This window comes from Fretibacter rubidus (assembly GCF_041429785.1).
Lineage (GTDB): Bacteria > Pseudomonadota > Alphaproteobacteria > Caulobacterales > Maricaulaceae > Fretibacter > Fretibacter rubidus.
In genome coordinates this window covers 1,558,114-1,573,764 of sequence record NZ_CP163423.1, presented here as the reverse complement: position 1 = coordinate 1,573,764, position 15,651 = coordinate 1,558,114, and the positions used below count along the sequence as shown (strand labels likewise).

General features: G+C 47.5%; 13 protein-coding genes. 4 read left to right on the top strand and 9 right to left on the bottom strand.

The annotated features are described in order from the left end of the window. The first annotated feature begins 314 nt into the window (after window positions 1-314). A complete protein-coding gene (locus AB6B37_RS07445) occupies window positions 315-2,774 on the top strand; it encodes a TonB-dependent receptor domain-containing protein (protein ID WP_371398259.1) in 2,460 nt (819 codons plus the stop codon). 109 nt (window positions 2,775-2,883) lie between these two features. Here AB6B37_RS07445 and AB6B37_RS07440 read toward each other — a convergent pair whose 3' ends face one another. Beyond that, entirely contained in the window at window positions 2,884-4,431 is a 1,548-nt protein-coding gene (locus AB6B37_RS07440) for a tryptophan halogenase family protein (protein WP_371398258.1), read from the bottom strand. Window positions 4,432-4,502: 71 nt separating this feature from the next. Between AB6B37_RS07440 and AB6B37_RS07435 the strand changes: the two genes are divergently transcribed. Both AB6B37_RS07435 and AB6B37_RS07430 read left to right on the top strand, forming a co-directional pair. Continuing rightward, window positions 4,503-6,020 (top strand): tryptophan halogenase family protein, encoded by a 1,518-nt coding sequence (locus AB6B37_RS07435; RefSeq protein ID WP_371398257.1) that lies wholly within the window; start codon window positions 4,503-4,505, stop codon window positions 6,018-6,020. 36 nt (window positions 6,021-6,056) lie between these two features. Next, on the top strand, window positions 6,057-7,070 hold the full coding sequence (locus AB6B37_RS07430; protein WP_371398256.1) for a LacI family DNA-binding transcriptional regulator: 1,014 nt from the start codon (window positions 6,057-6,059) through the stop codon (window positions 7,068-7,070). Here AB6B37_RS07430 and AB6B37_RS07425 read toward each other — a convergent pair. Together AB6B37_RS07425 and AB6B37_RS07420 are read right to left on the bottom strand one after the other, a co-directional pair. Further along, window positions 7,067-8,152: a hypothetical protein gene (locus tag AB6B37_RS07425; RefSeq protein WP_371398255.1), complete on the bottom strand. Its 1,086-nt coding sequence runs from the start codon at window positions 8,150-8,152 to the stop codon at window positions 7,067-7,069. The two genes, AB6B37_RS07430 and AB6B37_RS07425, sit on opposite strands and share 4 nt — an antisense overlap. 23 nt (window positions 8,153-8,175) lie before the next feature. After that, complete coding sequence (locus AB6B37_RS07420) at window positions 8,176-9,573, bottom strand: MFS transporter (protein WP_371398254.1); 1,398 nt, start codon at window positions 9,571-9,573, stop codon at window positions 8,176-8,178. 194 nt (window positions 9,574-9,767) lie between these two features. Between AB6B37_RS07420 and AB6B37_RS07415 the strand changes: the two genes are divergently transcribed. Then, complete coding sequence (locus AB6B37_RS07415; RefSeq protein WP_371398253.1) at window positions 9,768-10,691, top strand: ROK family protein; 924 nt, start codon at window positions 9,768-9,770, stop codon at window positions 10,689-10,691. A 140-nt stretch (window positions 10,692-10,831) separates the two neighbouring features. On the opposite strand, the gene AB6B37_RS07410 is transcribed toward AB6B37_RS07415, so the two are convergent. From AB6B37_RS07410 to AB6B37_RS07385, 6 genes are all read right to left on the bottom strand, one after another. Beyond that, complete coding sequence (locus tag AB6B37_RS07410) at window positions 10,832-11,467, bottom strand: 3-oxoacid CoA-transferase subunit B (protein ID WP_371398252.1); 636 nt, start codon at window positions 11,465-11,467, stop codon at window positions 10,832-10,834. A 3-nt stretch (window positions 11,468-11,470) separates the two neighbouring features. Beyond that, window positions 11,471-12,166: a CoA transferase subunit A gene (locus tag AB6B37_RS07405; protein WP_371398251.1), complete on the bottom strand. Its 696-nt coding sequence runs from the start codon at window positions 12,164-12,166 to the stop codon at window positions 11,471-11,473. A 54-nt stretch (window positions 12,167-12,220) separates the two neighbouring features. Then, window positions 12,221-13,039: a formylglycine-generating enzyme family protein gene (locus tag AB6B37_RS07400; protein WP_371398430.1), complete on the bottom strand. Its 819-nt coding sequence runs from the start codon at window positions 13,037-13,039 to the stop codon at window positions 12,221-12,223. 135 nt (window positions 13,040-13,174) lie between these two features. Then, window positions 13,175-13,498 carry a DUF2218 domain-containing protein gene (locus AB6B37_RS07395; RefSeq protein ID WP_371398250.1) on the bottom strand — a complete coding sequence of 108 codons (324 nt, stop codon included), beginning with the start codon at window positions 13,496-13,498 and terminating at the stop codon, window positions 13,175-13,177. Between the two features lie 13 nt (window positions 13,499-13,511). After that, window positions 13,512-14,660, bottom strand: a complete 1,149-nt coding sequence (locus tag AB6B37_RS07390) for an FAD-dependent oxidoreductase (RefSeq protein ID WP_371398249.1) — start codon at window positions 14,658-14,660, stop codon at window positions 13,512-13,514. 15 nt (window positions 14,661-14,675) lie between these two features. After that, window positions 14,676-15,650, bottom strand: a complete 975-nt coding sequence (locus AB6B37_RS07385; RefSeq protein ID WP_371398248.1) for a fumarylacetoacetate hydrolase family protein — start codon at window positions 15,648-15,650, stop codon at window positions 14,676-14,678. Between the last annotated feature and the right edge of the window lies 1 nt (window position 15,651).

The following is a 15,651-nucleotide window of genomic DNA, read 5'->3' as shown; positions in this document are numbered from 1 at the left end:
GATCGACCTCAAGCCGTTTGAAACGATTTGTGACAGATGGAATATAACCTTACTCGTGCGAGATTATTTTACTCATCATTACTCTATTTATGCCGGACCATATTTTCGGCTCTTATTATAGGTCTTTCCCCACATCGTTCTAGAATGTGATATTTTTGCCACGACGTAAAATAATTATACAATCGTTTGTATTTTTTGTTGCAATCGTTTGTAATATGAGTCATGTCAAGTTCGGAATTGTCTGTTGGTGAGTTTTTTTGACTAGGCTTTCAGGCTAACAAAAAAATAAAAACTGGCCATAAGGGGAGATATCGATGTTTATTCGTACCAGCCAAAAACTACTCGCAACTGCAGCAACCGCTGCACTTCTGACGTCACCAGCATTCGCGCAAGACGCTAATATGGATGAAGTGATTACAACAGGTGTTGTGAGTTCAAAAGGTAAGAACAAGATTGATACCTCAATCTCTGTGTCTTCGATCAACCTAGAAACAATTCAAGACCTCGCCCCAACCAATCTCGCTGAGATCTACCGTAATCTACCAGGTATTCGTTCAGAATCATCTTCTGGCGGCGGTAACTCCAACGTAGCTGTTCGTGGTCTTCCTATTTCAACGGGTGGTGCAAAATATCTGTCAACACAAGAAGACGGCCTACCTGTCCTATTGTTTGGTGACTCTAACTTCGCCCCAGCTGATGGCTTTGTGAAAGCCGACTCGACATTGGCCCGTATCGAATCAGTTCGCGGCGGTACATCTTCAACACTGACAACAAATGGCGTTGGCGGCATTATTAACATCATTGGCAAAACAGGCCAACAAGAAGGCGGTAGCGCAGCTATCACTTACGGTCTTGACCATGACGACATGCGCTTTGATGCTGAATATGGTGGTGCATTGTCCGAGGATATGTATTTCCACATCGGTGGTCACTTCCAGCAGGGCGGTGATTATCGCGACTCGGGTTATGACCCTATTTCCGGCGGTCAAATTCGCGGGACACTTACAAAAGAGTTTGAGAACGGCTTCGTTCGCGTCACAGGTAAGTGGCTTGATAAAAAGGATGCTGCCTACTTCCCGCAGTTGGTTTCTCGCACAGATAATGGCAGCGGCGTTGGTGTTGTTGGAGATAGCCTCGGCAGCTTTGAAGCGCAGAACGACAGCATCTACAGCAATCTGACACGTAATGGTATTTCTGTTGATGGTGCGGGCAATGCAATTCCATATGACTTAGCGGATGGCCTTGATCACAAAGTGAAAGCCATTGGCGCTGAAGTTGATTTTGATCTCGGTAGCGGCATCAATTTCAACAACAAAATGCGCTATCAAGACATTAAAGGGCGCTTCCTTGGCGGCTTTACAAATGGCGTATCATCAGCTGCGGACCTCGGCGCTGGGTCAACTTACTTTAATGGCCCGAATGCAGGCCAAGCTGTCACAGCCGGGAACCTGCCAAATGGCATCGCGTCAAATGTAGCTGTTTTCGATGTTGAGCTTGATGACATGAGCAACTTCGCCAATGAGCTAAAACTATCGAAAAGCTTTGATCTTAATGGCGGCTCTGTTGTTGACGTAACACTCGGTCATTTCTTCATGAACCAGAACCTCAATCAAGATTGGCACTGGTCAGAGCTACGCACCACGACTGAAAACGATGCTGCTCTTATTGCAACGCCGCAATCTATCAATGGTATTCACGGCGTAAACCAAGCCTTTGGATGGGACGGTTCAAACCGAAACTACGATCTTGAAGGTCAAGTTAGCTCACCATTCGCCGCAGCATCATGGACTAATGACGCCCTCACACTTGATGCCAGTGTTCGTTTTGACAATATGACACAAACGGGTGTTCGTCTCGAAGCGGCTGGCGGTGATTTCGATGTCAATAATGACGGCGTAATTACGGGCTCTGAATCAAGTGTTTCATTGAACACTGGAACAGTTGGCGCACGCGCTGATTTGGAAGTTGATAATACAGCGTGGTCCGTTGGCGCAAACTATCGCCTCTATGATGATTTCTCGGTATTTGGTCGCGCCTCTAGCGGTGCCAGCTTTAACTTTGACCGTGCCCTTGATTTTGGCGTGCGCAATCCTGATGGTTCACTTCGCCCCGGCGGCGACGATGCCTATGTTGACGTTGCAGACCAATATGAAATTGGTTTCAAAATGCAAAACAGAGACATTGCTGGTGGTGATCTAGATTTCTATGCGACGGCATTCTTTACAAACACAGAAGAGTCCAACGTCGAAATTTTATCTGGTACCCCTAACGGACGCGTACGTGAGTACGATTCAAAAGGTGTAGAACTTGAAGCCAATTACAACAATGGTGGCTTTGACCTCTTTGCGACAGCGACCTTTACAGATGCTGAAATCACGCGTGCGGAAGACAATGGTGTTCAAAACACAGCATTGGAAGGCAATACCCCGCAACGCCAGGCTGATATGATCTGGACGGTTTCACCGAGCTATACATTTGACCGCTTCCGCATTGGCGGCAGCTGGGTTGGAACGAGTGACAGCTTCTCATTGGATGACAACTTGCTTGTCCAAGACGGCTATTCAGTCGTGCATCTTTATGGTGCGGTGAATGTTACCGAAGCTCTTGAGCTGTCGATTAACGCAAACAACGTCTTTGACGCTGCTGGCATTACAGAATCTGCCAATGATGGCCGTAATGGCTGGGATACCAATGGCGACGGTAATCTCGATACGACGATTGGCCGTTCTATTACCGGACGGACGATTTCCGGTCGCTTGCGTTACACATTCTAAATTGAAATTCTCTGAAAGAGGCCTCTGTCTCTTTCAGTTTTTACTGTTGCGTCTGTCACTGGACGTAGCTTTCCCTGAATACCTTAGCCCGCCTTTTGGCGGGCTTTTTTTATTCTTTATTTGAGGGCGAGAAGGAGGCGAAAATTTCGATGTTGGGTAGCGTATCGCGCAAAACAAATTCTTTTAAACGTGCACGCCTAATCGCGAGCTGATCCATTAAATTTTTTGCTTGATCGGTCAGGTGGCTAGGCTTTTTATGCCCTCTCCAGCCCATCCCATAGAGCACGAATTGATAGTTCGTCGCCGAAAAACATTGGATAGAACGCCCGAAGTCATAGACGGACGGCACATCATTCTCCCAGGCAGCAAGATTAGCCTTAAGTGTTTCAGGCCATGTGCTGGGATTGGCATTATCGCGCCAAAACGGCGTATCCCGCCGTTCGCTAATGGCATAGTGAAGCTTCAGAAAATCTACGATGTTCTCATAGTGATGGACCATCGCATCCGTATATTGCGTCTGCGGATTATGGCCTGACATGTAACGCGGTAGCATATCCGCCAATGCCCAATTTGCCATTTCAGTTAGATAAATACCCGTCGATTCGAGCGGCTCTAAAAACCCGCTTGCAAGACCAATAGCCACGCAATTACCGCGCCATTGATGCTGTTGATAGCCGATACGCATATTGAGCGTACGCGTATCAAGCGCGTCTTCGCTCTGCCCAATATAGCTTGCAAGTTCAGTTTTTGCTTGAGCGTCGCTAATGTATTTAGAACTATAGACATGGCCGACTCCGCGGCGATTTTGCAGGACGATATCCCAAATCCATCCCGCGCTTTGCGCTGTACAGGTCGTAAAACCGTTAATACTTGCTGTACCTTTCGTCGGAAGCCGGGTTGTAACGGCTTTGTCGACAAAAAGGACATCCGTTTTATCTATAAATGGGTTCTGCTTATCCGAGTTTATCAACCGCGCGGCAAAGCCCGTGCAGTCAATATAGAGGTCAGATGTCAGCTTTGTGCCGTCATCTAGGGTTAAAGCGGATATATTTTCTGAACTGGAATCGTAGTCAACCTCAGCGACTTTACCGATGATGTGCTTAACGCCTTGTGCGCGAAAGCGCTGTTTCAGGTATTCAGCAAATTTACCGGCATCCAAATGATAAGCGTATGAGAGTGCGCCGTCATAAGGTCTGTCTTTTAGATGTTTAGGCGCTCTTCCCATTTCCGCCATCTCAGACTGTACGGAAAATATATCGGCTATATTGCCGCGCTTCTCCCGAGGTAATTTTGACCAAACCCTGAGAGGGTCAACGGCTCCAACTTTAAGGGGCGCACCAAAGGGATGAAAGTATGACTCGCCCTTATCGACCTCAGGTGGCAGTCGCCAATTTACAAATTTAATCCCATGTTTGAATGTTGCGCCGCAGGACGTGAGAAAATCTATTTCTGAAATTCCGCAAGCTGCAAGTGTTTCTCTTAAGGAAGGAACCGTCGCTTCACCTACGCCCACCGTTGGAATGTCCGAAGCTTCAATGAGTGTGATTTGAACTTCACGTCCAGACGTAATGGGTAGCTGCTGACTTATAAAAGCCGCAGTCAACCAGCCGGCTGTGCCGCCGCCTACGATCGTAATTTTAAACGGCTTATCTGTCATATGGCTCTCTGAAATCGATTGTATTTTAGCCTATTTTCTTGCTACGCTCAACGCCTAACAGGTGGGATAAAATGGCAGCAAATGCAGACAATACGCAGGTAGAAAGTATTATCGTTGTCGGCGGCGGCAGCTCTGGCTGGATGACCGCGTGCCTGTTAAATGCGCGCCTGAATGAAGACTCGCAGCGACCTGTAAAAATTACGCTGATCGAAGCACCTGACATTCCTGTTATTGGTGTTGGCGAAGCAACAGTCCCCAGCATACGCCGAACATTGAAAGCCATTGGCATCAGTGAAAAGGTATTTATGACAGGGGCAGATGCCACCTTTAAATCGCTGATCAGGTTTGAGGGTTGGAATAAGGGTGAGCATTTTGATCACCCCTTTGACAGGCGCGAAAGACCTAACTCGGATCCTGCTGTACTATCATGGCTTGCCAGTAATCAAATGGGTGGTGAGAATTTTTCAAATCAATTCTCAATTTTATCAAATACAAGCACGAAAGGCCTCGCGCCAAAAGCGATGGGGTGGCCGGAATATCAATCGACCTTTCCATATGCCTACCATTTGGACGCTGTAAAGTTGGGAAAGGTTCTCACTGACTTTGGAACCGAAAATGGAATCGCGCATAAGCTCGCAAAGATTGTGAAGGTCGAGATTTCTGAGGCGGGTGATATTCAAGCTCTGGTGAGTGAAGATGGCGCCTCATATAGAGCTGACCTTTATGTGGATTGCACAGGTTTCTCAGCCCATTTGGCTAAACATATCATGCCTGAGACTCAGGATTATTCTGAGCATTTATTGTGCGATCGTGCCGTGACAATGTCTGTACCCTATGAGCTTCATCGACCGGACCATATATTGCCCTTTACCTCTGCGAAAGCCCTAGGTGCAGGCTGGCTATGGGATATTAACTTACGATCGCGCAGAAGTCTTGGTTATGTTCACTCAAGCGCGCACTTGTCCTCGGATGAGGCGGAAGCAGAACTGCGCGCAATCGAAGGGCCGCATGCTGATGATATTGAGGTCAAACATATTCGGTTTAAGACTTATAAAAGAAACAAGTCTTGGCACCGCAACTGCCTGGCAATTGGATTAGCAGATGGTTTTGTTGAACCATTGGAGTCTACAGGGCTATATATGATGCAGTTTGCAGCTCAAAGCGTGGCTGACATATTGCGGTTTAATCGTCATTTTGACGCGGCGACCACAAACCAATTTAATAAGTTGATGCAGACTTTATTTGATGAAATCTTGGACTATGTCGCTTTGCATTATTTGACCTCCAAAAGACGCGACACGCCTTTCTGGGATGATGCGACCGCACCTCGCCGCGCACCAGCTGCGCTTCAAAATTTACTCAAAGAGTGGAAAAAGCGTCCACCTCACGACGTCGACCTTTTGAGCAATCACCGCCTATTTTCATTGGAAAGTTACGAATATCTGCTTTTTGGTATGGGCTATATGAGTGAGGGACAGATAAATGCGGCGCCAGTCGTCTTTGACCAAACCGATATGTTGAATAAAGTTTACGCGAAGTTTCCTCAGCATGAAGATTGGTTATCCGGCACGCTTGGCCCTATCAAATAAAATTGATTACCCGTCGAGAATGGTTAAGAGTAAAATATGGCCAAAAAAGTAACAATGTCAGAACTCGCGCGGCTTGCAAAAGTTGACATTTCAACAGTCTCTCGTGCTCTAAATGATAGCCCATTGGTGAAACCGCATACGAAAGAAGCCATTTTAAAAATTGCAGATGAAATCGGCTATACCGTCAATATAGCGGCGCGTAATTTGCGCAAGCAATCTAGTGAAGCCATCGGTATTGTTATCCCTTTAGCGCCCGGGTCTGAGCAAACAATTTCAGATCCGTTTTTTTTGGAAATGGTTGGGTCTGTGTCTAATGCAGCGTCTGAGCACGGCTATGATTTGATTGTATCCGTGCCAAAAGATGAGATGGTTATTGCTGAACGGCGGCTTCTCCGTTCTGGGCGCGCGGATGGCCTAATTGTCATCGGGCAAGCGGGTAGAAGCGAACGCCTTAACGCGATGAGCGCGACCAATAGTAAAATTGTCGTCTGGGGGGGCGCTGATGGCGAACCATCCTATACGCTTGTGGGGAGTGATAATGTAAAAGGCGGGAAGCTTGCCACATCGCATTTACTCAAGCTGGGCCGGAAGCGTATTTTGTTTCTGGGCGACATTGATTTGCCAGAAGTTGCTCTGCGCTACAAAGGCTTAATTCAGGCCCATAATGAAGCGGGTACAGCGTATGATCCAAACGCTATTTTAAAGCTGAACTTCGGCGGACAATCGGCCTTTGATGCAGTTGTGGTATACATTGAGTCAGGGCAAGATTTTGATGCCGTTTTTGCCGCTTCGGACGTCTTGGCTATGGCGGCCATTCATGCCTTGCGATCGAAGAATAAATCTATCCCGGAAGATGTCTCCGTCGTGGGGTATGACAATATCGGCCAAGCTGCCATGTCGACGCCGTCCTTGACGACGATCAATCAGAACATTGCCCAAGGCGGTCAGCTTATGGTCGATCTCTTGCTAAAGAAAATAAAGGGCAAAAAAGCCAGTTCGCAATTCACGACCACGGAGCTAATTGTTCGGGGGTCGTGCGGCGCAGGCTAGTACTCTATCTTAACTGGCGGTGCGAAAGTGAGTTCGATTTCGTCATCTGCCATTTCAGTATATGGTGCCAGCATTGTCATTTCGCGTGCCTCAAAATCTGTCTCAATTATGCTGCCGCCAAAAAGGTGCTCAAGGCCCTTCAATCGTGATCCAGAGTCCTCAAAAGGTGCCCATGGCCCTCTCAGAGCTTTCGCGCGATAAAGCCGTGTGACTTTCGTCACTTCACTATCATCCTGCCCTTCATAGAGACGGTCGCATGCTGCGAGAACGCAAAAGTAATTACCCGTTTGGGCGTTGAAATAAATCTTCGGAACTTCAGCCTGCGTGAACAAGTCGCCGTCAGGATAAGTTAGGGGAGGATGCAGGGTTTCAATTTCGAAACCAACTCTCGTTTCAATTAAAGTTGCATGCGCCATAGCGCCTTCTTTTGGGGAGACTTTCGCAGACCAGACCGCTTGTAGCGTTCCATCCAGCTCACGAAATAAAAACGGATCTCGCCAAGAAAGAATTGGCCCGCCTTCTTCGCCGTCTTTATGGCCCAGCGTTTCTTTCGGTCCCAAATAATATCCGAGCGCAGTGATTTGATCGTAATCGCGCAGCGGACAGGACAGGGGTTCAGGTTGGGCATGTTCAGCGCGCATACCATCATCGGAAATAGCTATGCCAATTGACTGGAGAAATGGACGATCGCCGGAAATTTCGCGGATTCCAGTAAACCCCGTAATAAAGCGGCCATCCGGTAGGGGAAGGACGGAACCGCTCCAGATATTACGATCAAAATAACCATTTGGCGTGATATGAGGTTGTTGGAAAACGCCGCAATCAAACCAGCTCTGCCCTTTATCATGGCTCTTGAAATGGCGAACGTGGAATTTGTGCTGATTGCGATCTTCCGGATATATGCGCTCGCCGTTGCCGTCAATTTTAGAGAGAGCCAAGCAATACAAATGCCAATCTCCGCCCTCTGCGTAACACCAACTATCCCAGAGCATAAGATTGGGATGCGCAATCGTCGCGCTAAACGGCATTGGGTAAGGAGCCGGGATAGGCAGTGGCTCTCTATCGGTCACGATAGTTTTCATGGGCTTAGTCATCATTCAAACAGTTATATTGATGTAGAGGACGTGTCAGAACGGCGAGCTAGAAGTTCGCGCTCCATTCTCTTAACCGTCGCTCCGTTGAGTTTGTAAAACACCATGAGCACACCAGCGATGAAAAAGAAAATCGCTGGCACAAAATTGAACATGATTCGTATACCCTGAAGGGACTCAGGTGTTTGGGTTTGGTTGGCAATGAACCCGAACGCAGCGAGGATGAAGGCTGGCACAGCGCTACCAATAGCAGACCCGGCTTTAAGCGAAAACATCGAGGCCGAAACCGTGAGTCCTGCGCTGTTTTTCCCAGATTTCCATTCCCCATATTCCGCGCAATCTGTGTACATTGCAAAAAGGAGAGTAATTATAATGCCGAAGCAGAAAATACTGGCGCTATGAAAAAATACCGTTACCCAATAATTTTCCGGCGGAACAAAGTAACAGCCGATAAGCAAGGCTGCATTTAAAATATTGGCAAAAATCATCAACTGGCGTTTATCGAACACGCGTAAAAATGTTGGCGTCAACAGAGCCCCAAAGAGTTGCCCGACGAATCCTAAAGTTATGAGCAAGGAGGTTCTGTCCATCCACCACAAGATTTTCTCACTCCCGTCAGCAACATTATATTTCATATAAAATGCGGCGGATGAGACGCGGCTTATCAATCCTATGACGACTAAAATGCCTGAAAGCGCTAATACAATCCACGATATATTTTTGAGTAGAACAGCCATGTCGTCCGCTGCGCTTGAGCTGTGTTTTTCAGGCTTAATCCGCTCCTTGGTCGTAGCAAATGTAGTCCAGAAAAGAATGACAGTGAGGATAGCGAAGAGAATGATTGTCAGGCGGAAGCCTAGCACCTCATTGCCACCTCCGAGCAATTCAACAAGCGGTTTTGTCGTCGCGCTGACAACCAATGTTCCGAGAGAGGCAAAAACAAAACGGAATTGCGTAGCTTTGGTGCGTTCAATGGCAACGGGGGATATAACGGCCAGCAGCGCGGAATATGGTACGTTAATCGCCGTATATCCCAGCATAACAAGCGAATAAGAGACATAGGCGAAGATTAATTTTCCGCTTTGCGAGAGGTCGGGGCCTAAAAACAATAAGTAACCAAGTGCTGCGTAAGGCACGGCTACCCATAAAAGGTAAGGCCGATACTTACCCCAACGGGACTCTGTTCTGTCGGCCAACAGTCCCATCGCGGGATCACTAAAAGCATCGATAATTTTGGTGACAAGGAACATCACACCAACGGCGGCAGGGGAAATACCCCAAACATCCGTGTAGTAATAAAGCAGGAAAATACCAAAGAACCCCATATAGAAGTTCGAAGCCATGTCGCCGAGGCCATAGCCAACTTTTTCACCAATGGATAAGGGGGCGGTGTCAGGCTTTTCTGATCTCATTGTCGTTTCCCCTAAAGCTTCGTCTTACGGATGCAACTTTGACGGCTGTAAATGTGTTTCCAGCGCTCTTTGATTTCGCTTATTGCCTTGTATAACCAGAAATACAATCGATTGCAATTTATTTTATTTTCACGCATATTCGGCCAGACATTGGATATATATTAGACAGGAACTGTCCTTAGAAAGGTAATTTTATGGCTTTAAACGACGGTTTGGAACCTGCGCCCATTTTTGCAGCGATTGATGCTGGCGGAACAACATTCAAGTGCGCCCTGATTCAGGTGGAGGATGAGCAAAATGACCGTAGAGTCTTAGCCGGCGTGCGTATTCCTACCACAAACCCAAATGAGACCTTATCGAGATGCGCTGCCTTCTTCCAAGAGCAATCCGCTAAAGGCATTAATGCCAGCGCTATGGGTATCGCATCATTCGGACCTATCGATGTTGATCCCAACTCATCAAATTACGGAATGATATTGGATGGCCCTAAACTCGGTTGGGCTGCAACAAACTTGAAAGACTATTTCGAGCAGGAGCTCTCAATTCCTGTCGCGATAGACACTGATGTTAACGGCGCTCTCTTAGCTGAAATGGAATGGGGGGCTGCGAAAGGCGTGAATACCGCCGCCTATGTTACGATTGGAACAGGTATAGGGGCCGGCCTTTTCGCCAATGGTAGCCTCATTGGGAAGCCCAACCACCCTGAATTTGGACATGTCAGAGTGCAGCGTCATGACGCCGATAAAGCGTTTTCAGGCGGCTGCTCTATACATGGAGATTGCTTGGAGGGACTTGCCTCTGCGGCGGCTATGACACGCCGCTTTGGGGATCCGACGGAGCTACCGGAAGGGCATGTAGGCTGGGATATTGAAGCTTATTACTTGGCCCAAGCCTGCAATGTGCTGTCTTTAATGCTGCGCCCTGATAAAATTGTCTTAGGAGGCGGTTTGATGTTAGCGCCTCACCTGATTGGGAATGTGCGGCATCAATATGCTCAACTAATGAACAATTATCTCGGACAATCAAAGGATGAGATAGATAACTTGATAGTTACACCAGAATTAGGCGACGATGCAGGCCTCTTTGGCGGGGCAAGTTTGGCTAAGTCTAACCTTTAGTCATTGAATTTAACTTTATTAAGCGACCTAGCCTCTCTTGGACTGTTGGCGTCGCATACACTGCTTAATGTCTTTTGTTTTAGGCGTGTTGTGGCACAAAACTGAAGCCGATCTAGTCCTGGCATTGCCCGGGATGACTATCACCAAATGATGTTTGCCTCAGTTTTATCTTTTATCTCATCCAAGGTCACACTCGGTGCAAGGGTGCGCAATCGAAAGCTATTTTGTGAGTTGTCCCAGTCGAATACTCCCAAATCTGTAATGACCATTTGGATACACGCCTTACCCGTGAGAGGAAGCGTGCATGACTTGAGAAACTTACTTTCTCCACGTTTATTCGTGTGGTCAAAAACAGCAATGCACCGCTTTACGCCTGCCACTAAATCCATAGCTCCACCCATGCCTTTGACCATTTTTCCTGGGATCATCCAGTTGGCAATATCTCCAGTTTCTGAGACCTCCATCGCGCCTAAAATTGATAAATCAATATGACCACCTCGGATCATGGCAAAGCTGGTGGCACTATCAAAAAAACTGGACTTTGGTAATGTCGTAATTGTTTGTTTTCCTGCGTTGATTAAGTCGGCGTCAACTGCATCTTCTGTCGGAAAAGGGCCCATGCCTAGCATTCCATTTTCAGATTGCAACGTCACATCCATATCTGACGGTATATGGTTGGCAACTAATGTGGGAATTCCAATCCCCAAATTGACATAAAACCCGTTTTGCAGTTCTCCCGCTGCGATTGCAGCCATTTCGTCTCTTGACCAAGCCATCGCTTATACCTCTCTAACCGTGCGTTGTTCTATTCGCTTTTCGCAAACGGCCTGAACAATACGTTGTACGAATATACCCGGTGTATGAATAAAGTTAGGGTCAAGTGTTCCGACAGGTACTATTTCATCCACTTCAGCGACAGTCATCGCGCCAGCCATCGCCATCATCGGTGAAAAATTGCGAGCTGTTGCTTTGAAAATTAGATTCCCCTCTGCATCACCTTTCCAAGCTTTGATGATGGATAAGTCTGCTTTGAGGGCTGTTTCCATGATATATGTATCCCCATGAAAGCTCTTATGCTCCTTACCTTCAGCGATGACCGTGCCGACACCGGTTTTGGTATAAAACCCGGGTATGCCGGCCCCGCCAGCGCGTATGCGCTCAGCAAGCGTCCCTTGCGGATTGAATTCCAGTTCTAGCTCACCGCCAAGATATTGCCGCTCGAACTCTTTGTTTTCACCAACATAAGAACTTACCATTTTGGAGATTTGTTTGGTTTCGAGCAATTGCCCTAGGCCGAAACCGTCGACGCCTGCATTATTTGAAATTACTGTGAGATTATTAGCGCCGCTTTCGCGCAAAGCAGCGATAAGATTTTCGGGAATTCCGCAAAGGCCAAATCCGCCCGACATTACTGTCATATTATTTCTGCAAAGCCCTTGAAGGGCCTCAGTTGGACTATGGTAAACTTTGGACATATTTTATCTTTTCTTTCTGAGCGCATTCGCTTTGTACTGTCTGTATCGGTGCGATTACTCTCGGCTTACAGTTCGAAACCCGATGTGATTTGTTGAGAAGTCAGCTTCTTGAGATTGGCGAGCTGGAGCGCGGTAACGGGCGCAGTAATTTGGGGCACACAAAAACGATCCCCCCTTTATTGCATAGCTATTTGGGGTGGGTGTTTCTTCATATTCGGTAAGTGTCCACTCCCAGACATTGCCAATCATATCATAGAGGCCATAGGAATTGGGTTCAAAACATCCAACTGGTGCGGTTAGTCTGTAGCCATCCTTTTCCGTGTTTTGAATTGGAAAGGCCCCTTGCCATGTATTGGCTTTCTCAACTCCACCGGGTGCGCGTTCTTCCCCCCAAACGTAAGTCGTATCAGACCTGCCACGTGCCGCATATTCCCACTGGTCTTCAGTCGGCAATGATCGACCTGCCCATTCTGCATATGCTCTCGCATCGACCAATGAAACTTGAACTACAGGATGATTTTCACGTCCATCTATCGTTGAGTCTGGACCTTCAGGATTTTGCCAATTTGCACCCTCGACGAACTGCCACCAATTCGGATTGGTTGCCGAAGGGGGCCTAAATACGGCGCCACCTGCCGCGTTTGAACCTGGCTGAATCTTTTCAGCAGTCGTCACATACCCTGTAGCAATTATAAAATTTCGAAACTGGGTGTTTGTGACTTCTGTTTCATCGATATCAAATGCCTCTAACTGTACTTTTCTCTCTCGCTCTTCTGGGTAATATGCGTGCAACCCTAATAGGACATTTGCTGCTGGCAGAGCGATTGTTTTAGAATCGGCAAGTGTGCACGCTTGTTGCGTCGCGGTTGTCATTTCTCGCGCACAGCCCAATGTAGAAAGGACAAATAAAGTTAGAAAAAGTTGACGCATAAATAATAAAAATTTCATCGAAACTTAAAGCCAATGAGAATTCGGGCGGCATTCAAAACGATGTTTTGAATCGCATTCTTATCCATCATTCCAATTATAAGTTAAAGCACCCTCTCTAAAGGCGAACCTATCTATGTGGCGTTCTACAGCGCCTTTGAGCCCATCTCTCTGGCCTTCAGCGCTAGCCTTTATTTGACACGTCAAATGATTGGGTTTTGCTTCAAATTTTACGACGGCTTCATCAGGCCAATCTGCGCCTCGTGCGTCTTTTGGAAAGATGATTTTACCTTTTTCAGAATCAAACGTAACATCGAGATTATGTGCCCAATGCTTGCAGACTTGTTGCAAATATTTGCCGGCATTTGGCGTTGGAATATCAGTAACGCTCGTGAAATTGGACATTCAGTTTTCCTTGTTAAATAGGTTTTGCGACAACGGCCACACACTCTGCGGTTGCTTTGCTGTTGTCGACCAAGGGTCCTTTTCCGAGTTGTCCGTAGCAAATAGCAAGACTGTTTTTCACGACATAGTCGCAACGCTCAAACCGTCTGTTTCGATAGTTTTCGAAGGCCTGAATAGGGGTTGAGGCCTTTGAAAGCTCATCAGCGATCACGAGAGCATCCTCGATAGCAAGCCCTGCGCCTTGGCCCAGATGAGGAGTCGTCGAATGAACGGCGTCACCCAGCAAGGCGACACGGCCTTTGTGCCAGTCGCCTTCGATCATGAGCCATTCTAAAGGGCGGTAAACGACGCCGTCATTATCGGTGATGTCGTCAGCGTAATGATGAAGCGTATGGCAAGCTTGTTGAAGTCTGTCCTTCATCTCCTGAGCCAAAGTTGATTTTTCAAAATATGGCCGTGTTGGTTCTGGAGTTGTTACGAACATATATATTTTGTCTTCTGACATCGGAACAAGGCCGACCCCGATTTTTCCATTATAAACATGCAAACCTTCCATATCTTCAGGACGGTCAAAGTTGTAACGCCAGACAGATTGCCCAGTAAATTCCGGGCCAGGTATGTCCGGGAATAATGTACTGCGGGTTTGAGAATAAACACCGTCCGCTCCGATTACGAGATCATAGCGGCCTTTGCTGCCATCGCTGAAGGTCACATCAACATAGTCGCCTCTGTCATTTATTTCCGCTGCCGTTAGGCCAAGGCGAATCTCTGCTCCTGATTTTTTTGTGTTTTCAGCCAAAACTTTTTGTAAGGCAGGGCGCGCAATACCAGCATTGGCCGGATATCCTTCAACGAGAGGCGGAAGAGGTATTTTGGCGACTTCCATGCCGTTTGGCGCGAAAATTTTAACGTGATCAAAACCGTAACCCGCATCGATATAATCATCAATCACGCCAAGCTCATACATGGCGCGAATGACGTTATTTTGCTGAATGATACCGACACCATAGACCGTCCATTCCGGGTCTTTTTCAATCATCTCGACGTCATACCCCTGTTTCCGGAGAGCAATGCCAGCCGATAAGCCGCCAATGCCAGCGCCGATAACTAAAACTTTCCAAGGTTTACCTTCACCTTGGAAGGAGGGTTCATTGATCGCCATAACGTATTTCCTTACCTAGTTTTGTTTCACTTGCTGGTCGATTGCGCCAAATAAAGGTGCGTCTGTTTGACTGCGCGCTTCCATGCGCACGCTGTCCCCAAAAGACATGAAAGGCGTCCGAATTTCTCCAAATTCAATCATGTCTATAGCCCGACGTTCTGAGATGCAGGACGAACCGACATCGGCATAGTTTTTATTTGAGACTGTGCCCGAGCCAATTATCGTTCCTGCAACAAGATCGCGTGTCTTGGCTGCGTGAGCGATGATTTCATGAAATCCATATTCCATCTCATGACCTTGTGCCTCACCAAATCGTTTGTTGTTCCAGTCTACTCGGAGCGGAAGATGAACCCGTCCATCTTGCCACGCCTCACCGAGTTCGTCGGGTGTTAGAGCCACACCGGCCATGCTACATGGCGGTTTAGCTTGGACGAACCCGAACCCGGTTTTCATCTCGGTTGGACCAAAATTTCGTAAGCTCCAATCATTGATCTGAACGATCAGCTTGATGTGGTTCATTGCGTTTTTTGCAGAAATACCCATCGGGACAGCATCTACAATAACGCCAAACTCTCCTTCAAAGTCTATGCCGTCCGTTTCCGATGCAAAAGGCACCGCATCCGACGGGCCGTAGAAGCGATCCGATAACCCTTGATACATAAGGGGTTGTCCGGCATCTAAGGGCGGTAAGCTATAGGCCTGCTGCATAAGGTGACCGTGCTGAGGAAAGGCTGACCCGTCGAGCCATTGCCAAGATCGAGGTAACGGGGCAGATGCATGAGAACTGTCAAATGACTTTGCCTCGTTCAGATCTCCCGCATTTAGACCATCCGCAAGACGGCGCAATTGACTTTCAAGCGTTGCCCACTCTTCGATTGCAGTTAGAAGATTAGGCGCAATCGACCCCGCGCTGACATAATGGCTGTTATCGGTTGAAACAATGACAAGCGTGCCATCAGGCTTATCAGATTTTAGCGTAGCAAGTCTCATG